Annotated in this window: 22 protein-coding genes and 1 pseudogene; 14 read left to right on the forward strand and 9 right to left on the reverse strand. The window is 72.1% G+C overall.

The features are described from left to right. The 4 genes from ACTWQA_RS46705 to ACTWQA_RS46720 all read left to right on the forward strand — a co-directional run. The coding region (locus ACTWQA_RS46705) for a GyrI-like domain-containing protein (protein WP_443165297.1) at positions 1-216 on the forward strand (216 nt) is incomplete at its 5' end. Next, positions 213-728 (forward strand): hypothetical protein, encoded by a 516-nt coding sequence (locus ACTWQA_RS46710; RefSeq protein WP_443165298.1) that lies wholly within the window; start codon positions 213-215, stop codon positions 726-728. The genes ACTWQA_RS46705 and ACTWQA_RS46710, both read left to right, overlap by 4 nt. Before the next feature lie 176 nt (positions 729-904). Further along, on the forward strand, positions 905-1,093 hold the full coding sequence (locus ACTWQA_RS46715; RefSeq protein ID WP_305918780.1) for a DUF5999 family protein: 189 nt from the start codon (positions 905-907) through the stop codon (positions 1,091-1,093). A gap of 348 nt (positions 1,094-1,441) precedes the next feature. Continuing rightward, a complete protein-coding gene (locus ACTWQA_RS46720; RefSeq protein ID WP_443165299.1) occupies positions 1,442-3,808 on the forward strand; it encodes an ATP-binding protein in 2,367 nt (788 codons plus the stop codon). Positions 3,809-4,004: 196 nt separating this feature from the next. Here ACTWQA_RS46720 and ACTWQA_RS46725 read toward each other — a convergent pair whose 3' ends face one another. Next, positions 4,005-4,535 carry a hypothetical protein gene (locus ACTWQA_RS46725; RefSeq protein WP_443165300.1) on the reverse strand — a complete coding sequence of 177 codons (531 nt, stop codon included), beginning with the start codon at positions 4,533-4,535 and terminating at the stop codon, positions 4,005-4,007. Between the two features lie 555 nt (positions 4,536-5,090). Between ACTWQA_RS46725 and ACTWQA_RS46730 the strand changes: the two genes are divergently transcribed. Then, positions 5,091-5,342, forward strand: coding sequence for a helix-turn-helix domain-containing protein (locus ACTWQA_RS46730; protein ID WP_443165301.1), 252 nt, complete (start codon positions 5,091-5,093; stop codon positions 5,340-5,342). 64 nt (positions 5,343-5,406) lie between these two features. Here the strand turns inward: ACTWQA_RS46730 and ACTWQA_RS46735 are convergent, their stop codons facing one another. Next, the gene (locus ACTWQA_RS46735; RefSeq protein WP_443165302.1) at positions 5,407-6,360 is read right to left on the reverse strand and encodes a radical SAM protein; all 954 of its coding nucleotides are present in this window, start codon (positions 6,358-6,360) and stop codon (positions 5,407-5,409) included. 152 nt (positions 6,361-6,512) lie between these two features. On the opposite strand from ACTWQA_RS46735, the gene ACTWQA_RS46740 reads away from it, so the two are divergent. Genes ACTWQA_RS46740 through ACTWQA_RS46760 form a run of 5 tightly spaced genes read left to right on the forward strand, consistent with a single transcriptional unit; the run spans position 6,513 to position 8,708 of the window. Then, positions 6,513-6,836, forward strand: coding sequence for a DMT family transporter (locus tag ACTWQA_RS46740; protein ID WP_443165303.1), 324 nt, complete (start codon positions 6,513-6,515; stop codon positions 6,834-6,836). After that, positions 6,833-7,414, forward strand: coding sequence for a TetR/AcrR family transcriptional regulator (locus tag ACTWQA_RS46745; RefSeq protein ID WP_443165304.1), 582 nt, complete (start codon positions 6,833-6,835; stop codon positions 7,412-7,414). The genes ACTWQA_RS46740 and ACTWQA_RS46745 overlap by 4 nt, the downstream gene beginning before the upstream one ends. 20 nt (positions 7,415-7,434) lie before the next feature. Further along, positions 7,435-7,998, forward strand: coding sequence for a GNAT family N-acetyltransferase (locus tag ACTWQA_RS46750; protein WP_443165305.1), 564 nt, complete (start codon positions 7,435-7,437; stop codon positions 7,996-7,998). Continuing rightward, the gene (locus ACTWQA_RS46755) at positions 7,995-8,291 is read left to right on the forward strand and encodes a DUF952 domain-containing protein (RefSeq protein ID WP_443165306.1); all 297 of its coding nucleotides are present in this window, start codon (positions 7,995-7,997) and stop codon (positions 8,289-8,291) included. The genes ACTWQA_RS46750 and ACTWQA_RS46755 overlap by 4 nt, the downstream gene beginning before the upstream one ends. A gap of 42 nt (positions 8,292-8,333) precedes the next feature. Then, the gene (locus ACTWQA_RS46760) at positions 8,334-8,708 is read left to right on the forward strand and encodes a nuclear transport factor 2 family protein (protein ID WP_443165307.1); all 375 of its coding nucleotides are present in this window, start codon (positions 8,334-8,336) and stop codon (positions 8,706-8,708) included. 74 nt (positions 8,709-8,782) lie between these two features. Here ACTWQA_RS46760 and ACTWQA_RS46765 read toward each other — a convergent pair whose 3' ends face one another. After that, the gene (locus ACTWQA_RS46765) at positions 8,783-8,953 is read right to left on the reverse strand and encodes a hypothetical protein (protein WP_443165308.1); all 171 of its coding nucleotides are present in this window, start codon (positions 8,951-8,953) and stop codon (positions 8,783-8,785) included. Between the two features lie 464 nt (positions 8,954-9,417). Here ACTWQA_RS46765 and ACTWQA_RS46770 point away from each other — a divergent pair, with 464 nt between their 5' ends. Beyond that, a complete protein-coding gene (locus ACTWQA_RS46770) occupies positions 9,418-9,672 on the forward strand; it encodes a hypothetical protein (RefSeq protein WP_443165309.1) in 255 nt (84 codons plus the stop codon). A 326-nt stretch (positions 9,673-9,998) separates the two neighbouring features. Here ACTWQA_RS46770 and ACTWQA_RS46775 read toward each other — a convergent pair whose 3' ends face one another. From ACTWQA_RS46775 to ACTWQA_RS46790, 4 genes and pseudogenes are all read right to left on the reverse strand, one after another. Then, the gene (locus ACTWQA_RS46775) at positions 9,999-11,012 is read right to left on the reverse strand and encodes an NAD(P)/FAD-dependent oxidoreductase (protein WP_443165310.1); all 1,014 of its coding nucleotides are present in this window, start codon (positions 11,010-11,012) and stop codon (positions 9,999-10,001) included. A gap of 4 nt (positions 11,013-11,016) precedes the next feature. Then, positions 11,017-11,538, reverse strand: coding sequence for an isoprenylcysteine carboxyl methyltransferase family protein (locus ACTWQA_RS46780; protein WP_443165311.1), 522 nt, complete (start codon positions 11,536-11,538; stop codon positions 11,017-11,019). 34 nt (positions 11,539-11,572) lie between these two features. Continuing rightward, entirely contained in the window at positions 11,573-12,037 is a 465-nt protein-coding gene (locus ACTWQA_RS46785; RefSeq protein WP_443165349.1) for a 3-oxoacyl-[acyl-carrier-protein] synthase III C-terminal domain-containing protein, read from the reverse strand. Continuing rightward, positions 12,038-12,634, reverse strand: a pseudogene (locus ACTWQA_RS46790) (type III polyketide synthase); the annotation flags it as partial. A 112-nt stretch (positions 12,635-12,746) separates the two neighbouring features. Between ACTWQA_RS46790 and ACTWQA_RS46795 the strand changes: the two are divergent. Then, entirely contained in the window at positions 12,747-13,634 is an 888-nt protein-coding gene (locus ACTWQA_RS46795) for a UbiA family prenyltransferase (RefSeq protein ID WP_443165312.1), read from the forward strand. Between the two features lie 22 nt (positions 13,635-13,656). Here the strand turns inward: ACTWQA_RS46795 and ACTWQA_RS46800 are convergent, their stop codons facing one another. Beyond that, complete coding sequence (locus ACTWQA_RS46800) at positions 13,657-14,922, reverse strand: NAD(P)/FAD-dependent oxidoreductase (protein ID WP_443165313.1); 1,266 nt, start codon at positions 14,920-14,922, stop codon at positions 13,657-13,659. 41 nt (positions 14,923-14,963) lie between these two features. Next, positions 14,964-15,554 carry a hypothetical protein gene (locus ACTWQA_RS46805; RefSeq protein WP_443165314.1) on the reverse strand — a complete coding sequence of 197 codons (591 nt, stop codon included), beginning with the start codon at positions 15,552-15,554 and terminating at the stop codon, positions 14,964-14,966. Positions 15,555-15,745: 191 nt separating this feature from the next. On the opposite strand from ACTWQA_RS46805, the gene ACTWQA_RS46810 reads away from it, so the two are divergent. Continuing rightward, positions 15,746-17,722: a sensor histidine kinase gene (locus ACTWQA_RS46810; RefSeq protein ID WP_443165315.1), complete on the forward strand. Its 1,977-nt coding sequence runs from the start codon at positions 15,746-15,748 to the stop codon at positions 17,720-17,722. Beyond that, positions 17,719-18,399, forward strand: coding sequence for a response regulator (locus ACTWQA_RS46815; protein ID WP_443165316.1), 681 nt, complete (start codon positions 17,719-17,721; stop codon positions 18,397-18,399). The genes ACTWQA_RS46810 and ACTWQA_RS46815 overlap by 4 nt, the downstream gene beginning before the upstream one ends. Positions 18,400-18,937: the final 538 nt, after the last annotated feature.

An 18,937-nucleotide genomic window follows, 5' to 3' on the forward strand; every position in this document is an offset into this window, starting at 1 on the left:
GTGCAGGTTCTGCCCGGTGGTGTGTTCGCCTGTGCGACGCATGTCGGGCCTTATGAGCAGATTTCGTTGACGGCGCATGCCGTGCTGGCGTGGTGTGCCGAGCGGCGGCATGCGGTGGCTGGTCCGATCCGCGAGGTGTACGTGTCGGATCCGGCGCTCACCTCGCCGGAGGAGCTGACGACGGACGTGATGGTCGCGATGGAGGAGGAGCAATGATCCCTGAGCTGGTGACGCATGGTGCGGTGACGCGGTTGTGCGTGTCGGGTGTGGGGGAGCCGGGCGGTGCCGAGCACGGTGCGGCGATCCGGGCGCTGTATGCGGTGGCCGGGCCGATGGGCGGGCCGGGTGGGCCGCTGGAGGGCCTGTGGTGGGTGGAGGACGAGCGGCCGGGGCTGGAGGTGGAGCGGGAGTCGTGGCGCTGGCACCTGCTGCTGCCGCCGGCGGGGCCGGTGGAGGCGGGGGCGCTGGAGCGGGCGCGGGAGGCGGCGCGGGGCTCGGGGGCGGCGGTGGATCGGGTGCAGGTGGTGACGTTCACGGAGGGGTTGTGTGTGGAGGTGGTTCACGAGGGGCCGTTCAGTGAGGAGCATGTGTCGCTGGCGGTGATGGAGGAGTTCATGGCCGGGAAGGGCCTGGTGCCTCACGGGATGCATCACGAGGTGTATCTGACGGCGTTCGACGCTTCGCTTCCGCGGACGGTGTTGCGTCAGCCGGTGCGCGCGGCCGGCTGACGCTGGCGGGTGGAGGGTCGTCTCGGGTGGGGGCGGCCCTCCGCTTACGTACGTGACATAGGTACCTATATGGGGATTTATCACCTCTTTCTGGGGGTGGGTGCGGAGGCATTCTGATGGTGTGACCCGCGAGAAGGCGGGGAGCGAGGGAATCGGAAAGTTCGAGGATTCGCGTCATGTGCCAGCATCTGCCTCCATGCCCGCCCGCCGACGCCGCCGGCCGCGAGGCCGCGCGTCTGGTCGCCTACCACCCCGAGCAGGGATGGGGTCTGCTGTGCAACGGGGTGGTGTTCTTCGACGACACCGGCGAGCTGCTGCCCGATGGGCGCAGCGTCGTGCCCGTACCGGTGCTGACCGCGGCATGAGGCCGCCCACCTCGTCCGGGGCGCCGCCGGCGTCCCGGACGTTCTCCTCCACGGCGCTCTTGGCGCCCGCGGCTCTGGACGCGTGAGGTCCCCCTGCTCACGCGCACAGGGCGGCCCGATGCGCCGCGGGCCGGCCGCACGCGCGCGGCACGGATCCTCCCTCGCGATCCGTGCCGCGCGCCCTGCGGAGGCTGGTCAAGGCGGGGTCGCGGCATGCCCATGGGAGGCAAAAACTTCCTGTGGGTTTTTAGCGTGAACTGCCCCGGAAAACGGCCGGGACATAACCTGGGGGCGACGACGGGGTCACGGCGCCATGGTGACCCGCCAGGCCGCGTCGTGAAAGGCGCCATGACAACGGTGACGAACAGCGCCTCCCGGGGGCAGCACAGCGGCAGCCTCCCGGCCGAGGTGACGAGTTTCGTGGGACGTCGGCAGGAGGTGGCCGAGGTCCGGCAGCTGCTGTCCGTCTCGCGGGCGGTCACGCTGACCGGCGTCGGCGGAGTCGGCAAGACACGCCTGGCGCTGCGCGTCGCCCACGAGGTGCGGCGCGCCTTCCGCGACGGCGTGTGGCTGGTGGAACTGGCCGCGGTGGAGAAGCCGGACATGCTGACCCGGGCCGTGGCCGAGGCGCTGGAGATCCGCGACCACAGCACCACGCCGCCGATGCGGGTCCTGACCGACCACCTGCGCGACAAGCAGGCCCTGATGATCCTGGACAACTGCGAGCACGTCGTGGGCGAGTGCGCCGTGCTGGCCGACACCCTGCTGCGCGCCGCACCCGAGCTGCGCATCCTGGCCACCAGCCGGCACGTGCTGGGCATCGCCAGCGAGCACGCGGTGCCGGTGGCGCCGCTGCCGCTGCCCAACGGCAACGGCAACACGCCGCTGGAGACGCTGGCGCAGACGGACGCGGTGCAGCTGTTCACCGAGCGGGCCCGTGCCGTGGTGCCCTCGTTCGCCGTCACCGACGACAACCGCGACATCGTCTCCGGCATCATCCGCCGCCTGGACGGCCTGCCCCTGGGGATCGAGCTGGCCGCCGTGCGGCTGCGCGCCCTGTCGGCCAAGCAGCTGCTGGAGCGGCTGGACGACCGGTTCCGGCTGCTGACCGGCGGGTCGCGGGCGGTGCTGCCGCGCCACCAGACGCTGCGCGCCCTGATCGACTGGAGTCACGCCCTATGTTCGGAGGAGGAACGGCTGCTATGGCATCGAGCCTCGGTGTTCGCCGGGAGCCTGGACCTGGAGGGGGCCGAGACGGTCTGCTGCGGGAGCGGCATCGACCGCGAGGACGTCCTCGACCTGGTGATCGGCCTGGTGGACAAGTCCGTGCTGATTCGAGAAGACCATCCGGGCGGCGTCCGCTACCGGATGCTGGAGACACTGCGCCAGTACGGCCGCGAGCGGTTGCGCGAGCGCGGCGAGGAGACGCGGCTGCGGCGGCGGCATCGCGCTTATTATCGCGACCTGGCCGGCCGTGCCCGTGCGGAGGTGTTCGGGCCGGAGCAGGTGGCCTGGTTCACCCGGCTGCAGCTGGAGCACGCCAACCTGCGCAGCGCCCTGGACGGCTGGCTGACGACGCCGGCCGATGCCACGGCCGGGCTGAGCATGGCCGCCGATCTGCTGTATCACTGGATCACCAGTTATTACCTAGGTGAGGGACGGGCCTGGCTGGAGCGGGGACTGGCCACCGTTTCCTCACCTGACGACGTACGCGGCCGCGCGTTGTGGGCCGGCGGCTGGCTGGCCGTCATCCAGGCCGACCTGCCGGCCGCGCAGGCCATGCTGGAGGAGTGCCGGCGCATCGGCGAGCGCCTGGATGACGAGGCGCTGCTGGGGTACGCCGAGCTGTTCTCCGGCATGGTCGCCATGTACCAGGAGCGCCCCCAGGACGCGATCGGCTGCTACGAGCGGGCCCTGCAATGCCATCGCGCCACCGGCGACCCGGTCGGGCTGGCCCTGTCGCTCATCCGGCTGTCGCTGGCCCGCTCGTTCCTGGGCCAGTCGCAGGCGGCCATCGCCACGGCCGAGCAGGCCCTGGCGGTGTGCGAGGCCCACGGGGAGGGCTGGCACAAGGCGTACACGATGATGGCGCTGGGGGTGGAGGTGTGGCGTCAGGGGGACCTGCCGCGAGCCACCGAACTGGAGCGTCAGAGCCTGGCGTTCAACCGGTCGCTCGGCGACCAGCTGGGCGTGGGGATCACGATCGAGGTGCTGGCCTGGATCGCCGCCACGCAGGGCCTGTTCGAGCGGGCCGCGCGGCTGCTGGGCGTGCTGGAGAGCGTGTGGAGCCTGGTCGGGGCGCCGCTGTCGGGGTACGGGCATCTGGCCCGCTATCACGACGAGTGCCGGGCGCGTACACGTCAGGCGCTGGGGGAGGGGGCCTTCGCGGCGGCGGTGCGGCGGGGCGCCCGGCTGCCGTATGAGGAGGCGGTGGCGTACGCGCTGGCCGAGGACAATCCCGGCGGCGCGGAGACCAGGGAGGCGCCGGAGGCCAAGGGGGAACAGGCGCCGCTGACGCGCCGCGAGCGGGAGATCGCTCAGCTGGTGGCGCAGGGGATGACGAACAAGGAGATCGCGGCCTCCCTGGTGATCGCCCAGCGGACCGCGGAGGGCCACATCGAGCACATCCTGACCAAGCTCGGGTTCAGCTCCCGCGCTCAGATCGCGGTGTGGGTGGGCGAGCAGGCCCGCGCCGACGACGACGCGGCGTCGTGATCAGGCACCGGTTCCGGTGGCAGCATAGGGGGCCGGAACCGGCCATCGGGCGTGCTCGTGGCCCGGGCCGGCTGCCGATCAGTACGGCAGTGCCCGCCCTGACGGGGTCCGCAGGTCCAGGCCGAGCCGGATGCGGGGTTTCTTGGTGGTGCGGATCTGAATTCTGCGCACGGTACGGGTGACTCCCTTTCCACGGTCAGTGCTGCGGCGTCAGACGCAGCTCGAACCAGACGACGGTGCCGGCGGCGCCCCAGCAGCACGCCAGCCGGTCCAGGTCGGCGCAGGCGGCGCGGGAGGGCCGGACGACCGCGTGGGAGGCGCGCTGCTCGTCGACCTCGCAGCGCAGCAGGCCGTCCTCGGCCGACAGCGTCAGCTTGATCTTCTCGGCGCCGCGGGCGAGGGCGTCGGCGACGAGCCGCTCGACCAGCTGCACCGCGGTCCCCGTGGCGGTCTCAGCGGCGGTCTCGGCCAGCTGCCAGGCCGACAGCCGGGCGGCGCTCAGGCGGCGCGCGGTGCGCACGGCCGAAGGCCGGGCCGACAGCGTCCAGGTGACGGTGCGCTCCTGTCCGGCCCATCCGGCGCGCAGCGCCAGGTCATGTCCTACGGCCAGCAGGCCGTTCCAGGAGGGCAGACGCCAGGCGGGTTTTTCCCGCGACGGGTCGTCTTGAGTGAAATGCGGCTGGCACATGGTCTCCACGCTGATCCTTTCCCCCGATTGCGTGAGCATGTGTCCAGCATGCGCACCGCCCCGAAGCAGCCAATACGGGACAAATCCCCATATAGGTACCTAGATGCGGTACGTACGTAGCCCGACCGCGGAAAAACCCCGGCGGGAGCGAAGAATCCGCCACCGGCGCCGTCTCTCCCACGCCGAAGGGAAGACCCGGACCTGCGCCAGCTCATCGTGCGCACCATCGTCTCGCTCGAACGGCCACGGCGAAGGACCCGGCGGCGAGGTCAGGGCGCTGCCGTTCGAGGAGGCGTTCGACGACGACACCGCCGCGCGACCGCGTGCTGCATCGACAAGGTCGTCGTGTCCGGCACCCTCACCCCCGAGCAGACCGCGCCGTCGCACAACACCCGCATCGTCCGACGAACCGCACCTCATGCTCGGCGCCGGCGTGCTCGGCGGCGGCACACCGCCCTTCACCGGCCGCCCGCCCGCACGGCCTGCGCCTGCTCGGCGCCGCCCCGCTGCCCGGCTCCGGCCTCATCATCGCCCACCACGCCTCTACACGATAACAATACCGGTATTGATATCCCGGGGGTGTAGACTGAAGGCATGGTCCGACCTCCACTCACCCCCGAGGAGCGCCTGCGCGGCGAGCACCTCGGCCACCTGCTGCGCCAAGCCCGGGGCGAGCGCAGCATCGTCGAGGTCGCCGCCGCCGCCAGCATGTCCGCCGAGACGCTCCGCAAGATCGAAACCGGCCGGATCGCCACCCCCGCGTTCTTCACCATCGCGGCGCTGGCCGACGTGCTCGGCATCTCCCTCGACCAGCTCGCCACCCGCTCCACCCCCGCACCCACCTGACAACCCGGGGGAGCGGCGGGCAGACGGGTGATCCGCCCTCCCGCAACGTCCGGGCTCGAGGGATCTACACCAGCGCCAGCTGCGCCACCAGCGGCTCACGCCGCTGCGCCACCACCGGACCGCACCCCATCCCGTACACCCGGCACAACTGGGCGATCTGCCCCGTGATGCGCTGCTCGTAATCGGCCGACGGCAACCCCGACCGGTCGTACAACTCCTCATAACGGGCCACCAGCTGCGGATGCGCCTGCCCCAGCCACTCCAGATACCACCCACGCGTGCCCGGCGGCAGCCTGAGCACCACCGGCTCCACCGCCCGCGCCCCCGTCCCCGCGATCCGCCGCACCGTCGCCGCCAGCTGATCGGCCGCGTCACTCAGCAGCGGCAACACCGGCGCCATCAGCACCCGGCACGCCACCCCGGCCTCCACCAGCGCCGACACCAGCTCCAGCCGGGCCTGCGCCGTCGGCGCGCCCGGCTCCACCGCCCGCCGGATCCGCTCGTCCACGAACGCGATCGACACCGCCACCTGCGCCCCCGCCTGCGCCAGCAGGTCGGCGTCACGCAACACCAGGGGCCCCTTGGTGTAGACGGTGAACGGCACCCCCGCCTCGGCCAGCGCCCCGATCACCCCCGGCATCAACCGGTAGGTCTCCTCCGCCGCCTGATAACAGTCACCGCTGACCCCGACCGCCAGCTCCTCACCGCCCCAGCGCGCCAGATCCGCCCGCAACCGCGTCACCGCGTTCGGCTTCACCACGATCCGCGTCTCGAAATCCCGCCCCGCGTCCAAACCCAGCCGGCGATGCCCCGCGCGGGCGCCACAGCCGCGGCAGGCATGGGCGCATCCACGGTAGGGGGAGACCGCCCACCGCTGCGCGATGCCCGCGACGTGCGGCACCCGCTCGATCATCGTGCGGGCCTGCATCTCCAGGAAATCACCGCGCACCACCGCGCGCCGCTCGATCAGCGGACGATCGTCGGCGGCGTCAACAAGCGGAAGCGCGTCCCAAGCCACACCCTCCAGTGGAACACGTATTCGACTGCGTTTTCAAGCAGTTCGGCTCACCACGCGCCCCAAGGGTGCTGATGCACCGGCGCCGGCCCACCCGGTGCCCAAGGCCGCGATAAACTGGCACACTCGTACCAATTTCAGTCTGGGGGACACCCATGGCCTGGCTCCTGCTCGCCCTCGCCATCGCCACCGAAGTCCTGGCCACCTCCGCACTCAAACTCAGCAACGGCTTCACCCACCTCGGCTGGACCCTCCTCGTCGCCGCCGGCTACATCACCTCCTTCACCCTTCTGGCCCACGTACTCAAACTCCACCTCGACATGGGCACCGCCTACGCCGTCTGGTCAGGCGCGGGCACCGCCGCCATCGCCCTCATCGGCGCCGCCTTCATGGGCGAGGCCCTCACCCCCCTCAAGATCGGCGGTATCCTGCTCATCATCGGTGGCGTCGTCGTCCTCAACCTCGCAGGTGGCCATTGAACCCGCAGCCCGACCACCCCGGCCCCGCATCCCACCACACCACCGGCCAGGCCCGCGGCCGCCGCCGCCGCGCCGCCCTCCTGGCCGCCGCCGTCGACCTGCTCACCGACGGCGGATTCGCCGCCGTCACCCACCGCGCCGTCGCCGAGCGCGCCCACCTGCCGCTGGCCGCCACCACCTACTACTTCGCCTCACGCGACCAGCTCCTGGCCGAAGCCTTCGCCCAGCTCGTCACCACCGAACTGGACACCACCCGCGCCTGGATCGCCGAGCACGGCCTCCTCGGCCTGCCCGCCCAGGTCGCCGCCGCCGACCGCACCCGCCAGCTCGGCCTGTGGGAGCTGTACGTCCACGCCGGCCGCGACCCCGTCCTCCAGCAGATCGCCCGCCGCTGGAGCGACGGCTGCATCCACCTCATCGCCGACGCCCTCCACCTGCCCGGCACCGACCCCCGCGTGCGCCTCGTCTACACCACCCTCTCGACCCTCTGGCTCGAACACGTCGTCGAACAACGCCCCCTGGAAGACGCCGGCACCCTGCTCACCCTCACCATCGAAAACGCCTTGCACCCCCGATGACGCCTCCCTACACTGCCTGCGTGTTCCAGCCCCGCTACCCGATCACCACCGAACGCCTCCTCCTGCGGCCCTTCACCCCAGCCGACCTGGACGCCGTCCACGCCTACGAATCCCGTCCCGACGTCGCCCGCTACCTCTACTGGGAGCCCCGCGACCGCGACAGCTCCCGCACCTTCCTCGACAAGAAGATCACCCGCACCGCTGTGCGCGAGGAAGGAGACGCCCTCGACCTGGCCGTCACCCTGCCCCGCACCGGCGACGTCATCGGCTCGGTCCTGCTCATCTGGACCAGCAAGCAGCACCGCCAAGGCGAGATCGGCTACATCCTCCACCCCGACCACCACGGCCACGGCTACGCCGCAGAAGCCGCCCGCGCCATGCTCCACCTCGGCTTCACCGGCCTCGGCCTGCACCGCATCACCGGCCGCCTCGACGCGCGCAACACCGCCTCCGCCCGCGTCCTGGAAAAACTCCGCATGCGCCGCGAAGCCACCCTCATCGACAACGAATACGTCAAAGGCGAATGGGCCAGCGAAGCCATCTACGCCATCCTCGACACCGAATGGACCGCACAGGCCCCATGACCCTCCACCACCTCGCCCTGGCCGCCGACTGGCACGCCGCCCGGCAAGCGGGGGAATACCGCATCTCCACCCTCGGCCGCACCCTCGAGCAAGAAGGCTTCATCCACTGCAGCCGCGACCTGGCCCAGCTGCGCGACGTCCACACCGCCCACTACCGCCACGTCACCGCACCGCTGCTCATCCTCGACATCGACCCCGCCGGCCTCGATGTCCGCACCGAAAACGGCTACCCCCACCTGTACGGGCCCCTGCCCGTCACGGCCGTCACCGCCGTCCGCCCCTACACCGGCTGAAAACGGGGCACCGCATCACGCGCATCGGCCACAATGACCGGTATGGACACCCGCGCGGCCGCCCAGCGTTTCGCCGACACCTGGCAGCACGCCTGGACCCACCACGACGTCGCCGCCATCACCGCCCTCTACCACGACGACGCCGTGCACACCAGCATGCCGTTCCGCCCCCCGCACCACGGCAAACAGGCCATCGCCGACTACATCGCCTGGTCCTTCACCGGCGAAAGTGAACCCACCGTCACTTTCGCCATCCCCCTCGTCGACGGAGACCGGGCCGCGATCGAATTCCGCGTCCACGCCCGCGACAACGGCCGCCCCACCACCCTGGCCGGCTGCGTCTTCGCCCGCTTCGACCCCGACGGGCTCGCGGTGGAAACCCGCGACTACTGGCACACCACCGACGGCCACGCCTGACCAGGCCCGGCAACGGGGGAGCGGCTCAGCACATCAGCGGTCTTACACACCAGCGGTTTCAGCACAGCAATGACTCAGCGCACCACCCGCAACGGCGCACCACCAGGCCGCCCACCGGCCACGGCCGGCCGCATCGGCGCAGCCTCCGCACCGGCCACCGGCTCCGGACGCGCCACCTGCCGCGTCTGCTCAGCCGTCTCCGCACGCCGCTCGGCACACCCGCCGGCGCAGTACCCATTGGTCACGATCAGACGGCCCCTCAGTGCCGTATACGACTCCTTACCCGAAGCGGGCACAACCCCTTGACACACCGGGCACAATACCGACTGGCTCCCCACGTGCTGCTCCTCTCGCGGCGCGGATAGCAGAAGCTCCACCTTAAGTCCACAACCGGTGCGAAGGACAGCGAATCAACATAACGTCAAACCCGCCGTCAGGCCAGCCGACCGGCCACGGCAGTGGCGCCGCGGTGGCGGCGCATGCGGCTAAAGCGCCGCTCAGGACGCCGATCCCGCCCCGCGCAGCCCTCCGTCGAGCCTCGGATCCCGGCGTCGGGGTGTGACGGAAACAACTGTCCCATCAGACGCTGCGTCCTCAGCCGCCGAGGGAGCCCCGCCTGGAGCCACCCGCTTCTACTTGACATAATGTTCATTATCAAGCAACGAATGAACCGCCGCATAAACCCTCGAACCGCGGGAAGTCGCAGCCCATGTCACCCCTGGAGATCGCGACCCCGAGCATCATCGCGCTCACGGCCGTCATCACCGCAACCGCGATCTGGCTCATCATCGTCGCCGCACGCCTGACCCAGCGGCCTCGCAACCGCCCCAATCCGAGCGACGATCTGGTCGATCAGGCCCGCGAACTCAAAGCCCTCGGCCAGATCCAGGAAGCCGTCTTCCTGGTGCGCGGCGAAACCGGCATGAGCCAGAGCGCCGCCGCGCGCTTCGTCAACCGCCTGTGACGGTCGCGGGACGCCCCGTCGCAGGCCTGCTTCCCCGCGACCCGGGCCGCCGATGTGCGGCGCCCTCGCGCCGTGAATTCGCTCAATGATGGACATTTAGTGCGATACCAGACAGAACGCGGATTCTGTTCGGTATCACGCATATGTACCTTGCTGCCCCTCTTGTGAGAGGTCCGTCCGGCAAGGTCAAGGTCAGTGATGAACGGCATCGCCGTGCGGGATCCGGAAACGTACGAGGGGCGTCGTGAACGGTCTCGCTCGTCATCGGGTCTCCTGCCGCGACAGGTGTGCTGCGGCAAGGGCTCACCCCTCCCCCACGAACAGTGTCAGGCGAGGATCCTGACGATGCCGGTGAACAGGCCGGGCAGGCGGCGGGCGGCGGGCACCACCAGCCGGGCCGTGCCGGGGCGGCGCGTGGCCTGCACCAGCGCGCCCGTCAGCAGCCGGTGCGTGCGAGACAGCCGCAGCCACGCGCCGTCGTAGTCCTCGGGCCGGTCCTCGGCCAGGCACCTGACCAGCAGTTCGGCCGATCGTACGGCCAGGGAGAGGCCCTCGCCGGTGAGCGCGTCCACGTAGCCGGCGGCGTCCCCGACCAGCAGGACGCGTCGGGCGCGGCGGGTGCGCACGGCCTGGCGCAGCGGGCCCGCGCCGCGCACCGGGGTGACGGCCGGGCCGCGCAGGCGGCGGTTCAGGGCGGGGAAGGCGCGCAGGTGCTCGTCGTAGCCGCGCCGTATCGAGCTGAGGATGGCGATGCCGATCAGGTCCTCGGCGACGGGGGTGACGTAGGCCTCGCCGGCGCTCGACCAGTGGACCTCGACGAAGTCGGTCCAGGGTTCGATCCTGTAGTGCCGGCGCTGGCCGTATCTGCGGGGTCCGCGTGCGGGGAGGTCGAGGCCGAGGGAGCGGCGCAGCGGGGAGTGCAGTCCGTCGGCGGCCACCAGCCAGCGGGCTCGCAGCCCGGCGGCCTGTATGCCGTCTCGGTTCTGCTCGACGTGGGTGATCTTGCCGGTGATGGTCGTGACGCCCAGTTCGGCGGCTCGGCGGGCGAGTGCGGCATGCAGGTGCGTGCGGCGTACGCCCAGTCCGGGAGCGGTGGAGAAGGCGGCTCGCACGTCTCGGCGGCCGTCGAGGTAGTGGATGCCGCGGAACGCGCGTCCCTCGATCTGCACTCCCATCGCCTCGAGTGCCGTCACCCCGCCGGGCATGATGCCCTCGCCGCATGCTTTGTCCACGGGGCAGGCGCGGGGTTCGACGATGACCGCCTCCATTCCGGCCAGTGCCGCGTGTACGGCTGTCGCCAGTCCGGCCGGGCCGCCGCCGGCGACGAGCACGTCGATCACGCCGTCACCGCTCCGGGGCGAGGGTGAGGGCCGCGTTCTCACATCGGATCCGCACCACCATCAGTGCGGCGTTGAGCACGGTGAACGCCAGCGCGGTCGCCCAGGCCGTGTGGACCAGCGGCAGCGCGAGCCCCTCTGCCGCCACCGCCACGTAATTGGGATGCCGCAGCCACCGGAGCCGGTAGGGGCCGCGGGTCACCAGCGGCAGGCCGGGCACCACGATCACCTGCGTGTTCCAGCGCGGCCCGAGCGTGGTGATGCACCACCACCGCAAGGCCTGGGCCGCCATGACGAGGGCGAGCATGGGCCAGCCGAGCGGGGGAAGGAAGGGCCGCTCCCCCAGCGCCACCTCCAGGGGCGCGCAGACGAGCAGCCCGGTGTGCAGGGCCACCATCCACGGATAGTGGCCCTGGCCGGTCACGACGCCGCCGCGGGCCATGCTCCATGCGGCGTTGCGGCGGGCGACGACCAGTTCGGCCACACGTTCCAGGCCGACGAGCACGATGAGCAGCAGATACCAGGTCATGGGGCGGTCACCAGGAGTGGGGTCATGGGTGCGGTCACCAGCGGATCAGGACGAGTTCCGAGCAGAAGCCGGGCCCCATGGCGATGATCAGTCCCCAGGTTCCCGGTTCGGGCGGGCGGGTGGCGAGGGTGTCGGCGAGCACGTGCAGGACTGAGGAGGAGGACAGGTTGCCGTGGGCCGCCAGCGAGCGCCAGGTGACGTCGAGTGCGTGTGCGGGCAGGCTGAGCTCGTCGGACACGGCTTGGAGCACTTTCGGCCCGCCGGGATGGCATACCCAGGCCGTCACGTCGCTGGCTGTCACGCCGTGGTCGGCCAGGAAGGCGTGCACGTCGTGGGCCAGGTGCCGCCGTACGAGTGCCGGGACGCTTGCGTCCAGCATCACCCGGAATCCGGTGTCGCCCACCTGCCATCCCATGACGTGCTCGGAGCCTGGATACAGGTGGCTGCGGGTGGCCACGACGGTGGGGCCGGCCGCCCGGCGTCGGCTGCCGCAGGCCACTATGGCGGCGGCGCCGTCGCCGAACAATGCGCTGGCGACGAGGTTCGCGGGTGAGGAGTCGCCCCGCTGGAGGGTGAGTGAGCATAACTCCACCGACAGCAGCACGGCCACGTGGTCGGGCCAGCCGTGCAGGTAGTCGTGGATTCTGGCGATGCCCGCCGCTCCGGCGACGCAGCCCAGGCCGAAGATGGGGACGCGTTTGACGTCGGGCCGCAGGCCGAGTGCCGCCGCCAGGCGGGCGTCGATGGAGGGTGCGGCGATGCCGGTCACCGACGTGAACATGATCATGTCTACGTCGGTCGGTTTCAGTGCGGCGGCGTCCAGGGCGGCCTTCACACTCTCGAGTCCCAGCTCTTCGGCGACGGAGATGAAGGCGTCGTTGGCGGCGCCGAAGCCGTTGAGCTTGTCGTACTGGTCGATGGGCAGGGCGAGGTTGCGGTGGTCCACCTGGGCGTTGCGGTGCAGGCGGTCGAGGAGGCGCCGGTCGGCGTTGCCGGGCAGGCAGAGGCGGGCGGCCATGTCGGTGAGCTCGGCTTGTGGGTATCGGTGGGGAGGGAAGGCGCAACGGACTGCGGCGATACGGGTCATGCAGTTCTCCCTCGGCTGCCGACAACTCTCGCTCCCCGCACTTTCCCGTCCACATGGTCATTTAAGCCACGCATGGGGCGTGGGAATTCTCGGCGGCGATCGCCCGGTCTACGATCACTGTGTGACCGACCCCGGCCCCGGCCCCGGCCCTGCGGCCGCCGCCGTCGTCGTTGGGCTGGGGCGGCTGGCCGCCGGGCTGGCGCGCGCGTGCCATCCCGGCCCGACCGCGGCCGTGACCGCTCTGGTCACCGCGCTGGCCGTGGCCACGGGGCGCGACGCGGCCGGGTGCGTGCTGGCGGGTGCGGCCGTGCTGGCGGGCCAGCTGTCGATCGGCTGGTGCAACGACGCGATCGACGCCGGGCGGGACGCGGCGGCCGGGCGCGTGGGCAAGCCCGTCGCGAGCGGCGCGGTGAGCGTGCGTGCCGTCTGGATCGCCGCTGCCCTGGCCCTGGCCTGCTGCGTGCCGTTGTCGCTGGCCTCCGGCTGGTGGGCGGGCGGGCTGCACCTCGTGGGGGTGCTGGCGGCCTGGGGGTACGACGTCGGGCTGAAGGCGACCCTCCTGTCGTGGGCACCGTACGCCGTGGGATTCGGCGTGCTGCCGGCCTTCGTGACGCTGGGCCTGCCGGGTGAGCCGTGGCCGGCATGGTGGGCGGTCGCGGCCGCCGCGCTGCTCGGTGTGGGCGCGCACCTGGCCAACGTGCTGCCGGACATCGCGGGCGACCTGGACAGCGGTGTGCGCGGCTGGCCGCAGCGCATGGGCGCCACCCGCGTGCGGCTCCTGGTGCCGGTGCCGCTGCTGGCCGCCACCTGCCTGCTCGTCTTCGGCCCCGCAGGCGCCGCCGCCGCCGGCGTGGCGGGCTGGCTGGCCGTGGCCGCCGCCTCGGCTCTGGCGGCCACGGGATTGCTGCTGGCCGCCAGGTCCGCACGGGTGCCGTTCGTCACCGCCGTCGCCGTGGCGGCCGTGGATGTGGTCCTCCTGGTCGCCGGTGGCGCCTCGCTCACCGCGTGACCCGCCTGGCCTCACGCCCCGTTCACCGCCCGGCGCGCAGGGATCGGCCCAGGGATCTGTACAGCCACCGCATCCCTACGGCCAGCGCGAGCGGCGCGGGCACGGTCCCGGCCCCGAGCCCCACGTCCACCAGCAGGTCGAACACCTCCTTGCGGCGCGCGGCGGTCTCGATCGCCGCGTCGATGAAACCGGGGTACTGGGCCAGCCGGGCCAGCGCGTCGGTGGTGCGCAGGTGCCGTCCGAGCGCCCCGCGCAGCTTGTCCCGGTACCGGGTCAGTGGATCGCCCGGCGACTCCACGGCCGCCTCGGCCGCCAGCCGCCCGGACAGCAGCGCGTAGTAGATGCCCTCGCCGGTGAGCGGGTTGATCAGCCCCGCGGCGTCGCCGGCGAGCAGGACCCGGCCGGCGCCGGGCGCCGGCCGGCCGGTCGAGAGTGGCAGGTGGTGGGCGCGCAGGTCGCGGGCGGGCCGGTCGGGCAGCAGTTCGGCGAGCCTGCCGTGCAGCACCTGACGTCCGGGCGCCCCTGCCGCGCGCAGCCGGGGCAGCAGCATGCCGAAGCCGACGTTCGCGGTGCCGTCGCCGATGGGGAACGACCACGCGTACGCCGGCCAGCCCGCCTTTTGCATGGCGATGAGCTGGACATCGTCGTCCTCGGGCACGTCGGCGTAGCCGCGGACGGCGATGGCGGTGTGCTGGTCGGCGGGGGCGGCCAGGCCGATCAGGCGGCGCACGACCGAGCCGGCTCCGTCGGCGGCCACCACCGTACGGGCGCGCAGCCGCCCGTCGATGACCACGCCGGTCCCGTCGAGGGCGAGATCCTTGACGCGGTGGCGGCGTACCTCGACTCCCCTGGCCCGTGCGGCGGCCACCAGGCGGGCGTCGAACACCCGGCGCGGCACCACGTGATTGGGCCGTGCGGCCTCGGCGGAGACCCGCACCCCGCCCGGCGAGACCACGGTCAGGCGGGGGGTGGGCCGGTAGTCGTCGATGAGCGCGGGCAGCCCGAGCAGGGCCAGTTCGTCGCGTCCGTGGGCGGCGATGCCGTCGCCGCACGGCTTGTCGCGGGGGAAGCCGGCTCTGTCCAGCAGGAGCACGCGCAGTTCCGGGCGTAGTTGCGCGGCCCGCAGCGCCGCCGCCGAGCCCGCCGGTCCCGCTCCCACGATCGCCACATCCCACATGTCGTCCATGCGAGGTCTGTCCCCACCGCACGTACCGTCGGAAACGGTGGCGAGGGCGGCCGTGGCGGCCAAGGCGACGGTGAGGGCGCCTGGAACAGCTGGGGTGACCATGCCGGCCTTGTGTCGTGTACGGACTCGTGCAGGTGGCGGGATCAGGCGGACCTGGCGGCCCAGGCCAGGGCCAGGCCGCCGAGGAGGGCGGCGGGCTGGTGCGGCGGGAGCAGTATGGCGGCCAGCGCGGCGAGGATGAGCAGGACGCACGCCCCTCGCGAGATGCCGCGGCCTTTCCAGCCGGCGACGGCGAGCGCGGCGAAGCCGAGCCCGCAGAGCACCATCTTGGGGATCAGGCCCGCGAGGGCCAGCAGGCCGGGGCTGTCCCACTGGGCGTCGGTGACGGTGCCGGCGACGTCGGCGCCGAACGTCGCCATCGCCCACGCGGCCGCGGCGAGAAACGCGCAGCCCAGACCTGCGGTGACCGTGACCCAGCGGGGCATCTTGGCGGGGCCGGTGAGCGCGGGCAGGGCCAGGGCCAGCGTGATGAAGCCGATCGTGATCAGCACGTTGGCGGTCACGCACAGCGGGCTGCGGACGGCTTCGCGGCCGCTGAGGTCGGACAGCAGGAAGAGGCTGGAGATGTAGGCGGCCGCGCCGGTCGCGCCGATGAGGCCGCCGGCGATGACGGCGAAGTGAGGGGTGAGGACGCGGCTTGATGGGGCTTGCGCGTCGTACGAGGTCGTGGGCATCGGTTTCCTCCGGGGGTTGGTGGCGTCGTCAGCCAGAGTGCGCTGCGGCGGCGTGCCGGTCAGCGGCCTGCCGGCTGATCGGCGGGTTCCCCCAGGCGGCGGATCTGCGGGGCGCCTACCGTCGTGCGGGGGAAGGAGGCGTCCCCCGCTCGGCGGTATCGTGGCCGGCCGCCGGGCCGTACCCTGCGATCATGGGTGCGGCGGCGGGCGGGCGGCAGGCGGAGGCGCTGCCGCTGCGGGAGCGGTTGCTGGACCTGCTGCTCGCGCTGGCCCTGGCCGCCCTGACCGTCAGCGATGTCTTCACCTTCGATCCGGCGTCGGCTTTCCCGCAGCCCGAGCCGGATGCCGCGATGGTGGTGACGGCACTGGCGGCGGGGCTGGTGCTCGCGGTGCGCAGGCGGTGGCCGGTGGCCGTGTACGCCGTCACGCTCGCGGCCAACACCTTCTTCGAGTGGCACGGGCTGGATCCGGGGCTGATCGGCGTGTGCGTGTTGTTCGCCCTGTACGCGGTGGCCGCCTGGCGTCCCGTGCCGGTGTCGCTTGCGTGCCTGGTGGCCGCATACGCGGCGGCGATCGGGGTCATGGTGGTGCGGTCGCCGGGCCTGTGGTCGGCGGCGACCGTGCCCGAGTCCGGGTTCTTCGTGGTGGCCTGGGCGCTGGGCTTTTGCGTGCGCCGCTGGCGGCTCGGCCGGCAGGAGGCGCTGGCGCAGGCGGTGGAGGCCGAGCGGAGCCGGGCGCTGGCGGTGGAGCAGGCGGTCTTCACCGAACGGCTGCGGATCGTCGGCGACCTGCACGACATCGTCTCCCACACGCTGTCGGTCATCACCGTGCAGTCCGCCGTCGCCCGGCACCTGGCCGGCGAGCGGCCGGATCAGGCGGGGCCGGCGTTGTCGGCGATCGAGGAGGCCGGCCGGGCCGCGCTGGAGGATCTGCGGCGCATGCTCGGCCTGCTGCGCGTGCCGTCCCCCGAGCTGGATGGGCCGGCCCGTCCCCGCCACGATGGCGCTGCCGTTCCCGGTCGGCGGGAGGGGCTGCTCGACCTGCTGCTCGGGCTGGCGGTGGCCGCGGTGGCGGTGGCGAGCGTGCTCACGAAGGATCCGACCGACACCTACACCTATCCCGAGCCCGGTGCGTGGCTGGTGCTGGGCGCGCTGGGTGCGGGGCTGCCGCTGACGCTGCGGCGCCGCTTCCCGATGGGTGTGCTGGGCGTGGTGGTGGTGTCGGCTTTCACGATCGCGGCGCTCGGCTGGAACGGCGGGCTGACGTCGTTGTGCATGCTGATCGCGCTGTACACGGTCGCGGCCGGACGGCGAGGTCCGGTCGCGGTGGCGGGCCTGGCCCTGGTCTATGCCGGGATGGGCGTGCTGGCCCTGCTGCGTGCCCCGTACTTCGACCATCCGCTCGCCCTGGTCACCGTGGCCGCCGTCACCGTCGTGTGGGCGCTCGGCCGGTATGCCAGGCACCGGCGGCTGGCCAGGGACGACGCGGTCGAGCTGGCGCTGGAGGCCGAGTGGCGGCGGGCCAGGGAGGCCGAACGGGCCGTCGTGGAGGAGCGGCTGCGCATCGCGCGGGAGCTGCACGACGTGGTCTCGCACACGTTGTCGGTCATCGCCGTCCAGTCCGGTGTCGCCGGGCACCTCATCACGTCCCATCCGGAGCGGGTGGCGCCCGCGCTCACGGCCATCGAGGACGCGGCGCATACCGCCATGGACGATCTGCGCCGCATGCTGCACCTGCTGCAGCCGGACACGACGGCGGCGGCCAGCCTCGCGCCGGCGCCGGGGCTGGCGGAGCTGGAGTTGCTGGCCTCGGTGCACCGGGCCTCCCACGGCCCGATCACGCTGGAGATCGACCCGTCCGTCGCGGACGCGCCGCAGAGCCTGCGGCTGACCGTCTACCGGGTGGTGCAGGAAGCACTCACCAACGCCCGTAAGCACGCGCCGGGCAGCCCGGTGACGGTCGGCGTGCGGGCGGCTGAGGGAGTCATCGACATTCGGGTCGACGACGATGGACCGGGTTCACCGGTGGGCCGGGGCGGGTTCGGCCTGGTGGGGATGGGGGAACGCGTGGCACTGTTCGACGGGACGTTGCAGACGGGGCCGCGGCCGGGCGGCGGCTTCAGCGTCCGTGCCACGCTGTCCGCCGGCAGGGAACGGGTGAGCCCATGACGACGTCTTTGCGGGTCGTGGTGGTCGACGACCAGGAGCTGGTACGGGCCGGATTTGTCGCCCTTCTGGCGGCCACTCCCGATCTGGAGGTCGTCGGCGAGGCGGGGCAGGGTGAGGAGGCGGTTCGGCTGGTGCGGGCCACCCGGCCGGACGTGGTGCTGATGGACGTGCGGATGCCGGTGCTGGACGGTATCGAGGCGACCCGCCGGATCACTGGTGATCCGGCGTGCGCACTGACGAAGATCGTGGTGCTGACGACGTTCGGGCTGGATGAATACGTCTTCGGGGCGTTGCGGGCGGGGGCCGTGGGGTTCCTGTTGAAGGACACGCCGCCGGCCGAGCTGCTGCGGGCGGTGCGGGTGGCCGCTGAGGGGGACGCGCTGCTGTCGCCGTCGATCGCGCGCCGGCTCATCGAGGCGTTCGCGGTCACGCCGCCCGTCGTGGCCACCGGCCGGGAACTGCCGGAGCTGACCGGCAGGGAGGCCGACGTGTTGCGGCTCGTCGCTCAGGGGCTGTCCAATGGGGACATCGCCGAGCGGCTGTTCATCGGGGCGGCGACGGTCAAGACGTACGTCAGCAGGCTGCTCACCAAGCTCGACGCCACCACGCGGGTCCATCTGGTGATCCACGCGTACGAGTCCGGACTGGTGACGCCGGGAGGCGGACACCGGCCATGACCTAGAGGCGAACGCCCCGGCAACCCCGACGACGTGGGGAACGCTGAACGGCGGCCACGGGTCCCCGGTGGCGCCGCCTTGATCGTGGGAGCGTGCTCCATCGCCGTGGGGAGCTCTGGCGGCACCGTGACGCGGGTACTGATCTTCTGCGGGAAGATCGGCTCACCGCCGGCCTGGCGCAGCGCGTCGAGCCGGGCTCTGCGGCTCCTGCTGTGGGGTGCTGCACGGGCGTGCCCGGCCCGGGCCGGGCTGGCCGTACCCGTCGGCACCGCGTCTGATCACCATGACAGGGTGCCCTCACCACGGGGAGGGCGGCACCGCCGCTTGCCGGCCGGGCCGGCTGCCTCTCCGCGGGGATCTTTTGGGCAAAGCGGGTCAAGTGGGGCTGATCGGGCGAGCCTTTTGCGGCGAAGTGTCAGCAGCAGTGTGTTTTTCGTGTCAGCATCGATGCATGTATGGGCCTTATGGGACTGCCGTAAATGGCCGGGGCCGGTGGGACCGGCCTGCGGTGGCAGGTTAGACCCGTGTGCGTGCCCGT

The organism is Nonomuraea sp. 10N515B, assembly GCF_052245915.1.
Classification (GTDB): Bacteria; Actinomycetota; Actinomycetes; order Streptosporangiales; family Streptosporangiaceae; genus Nonomuraea.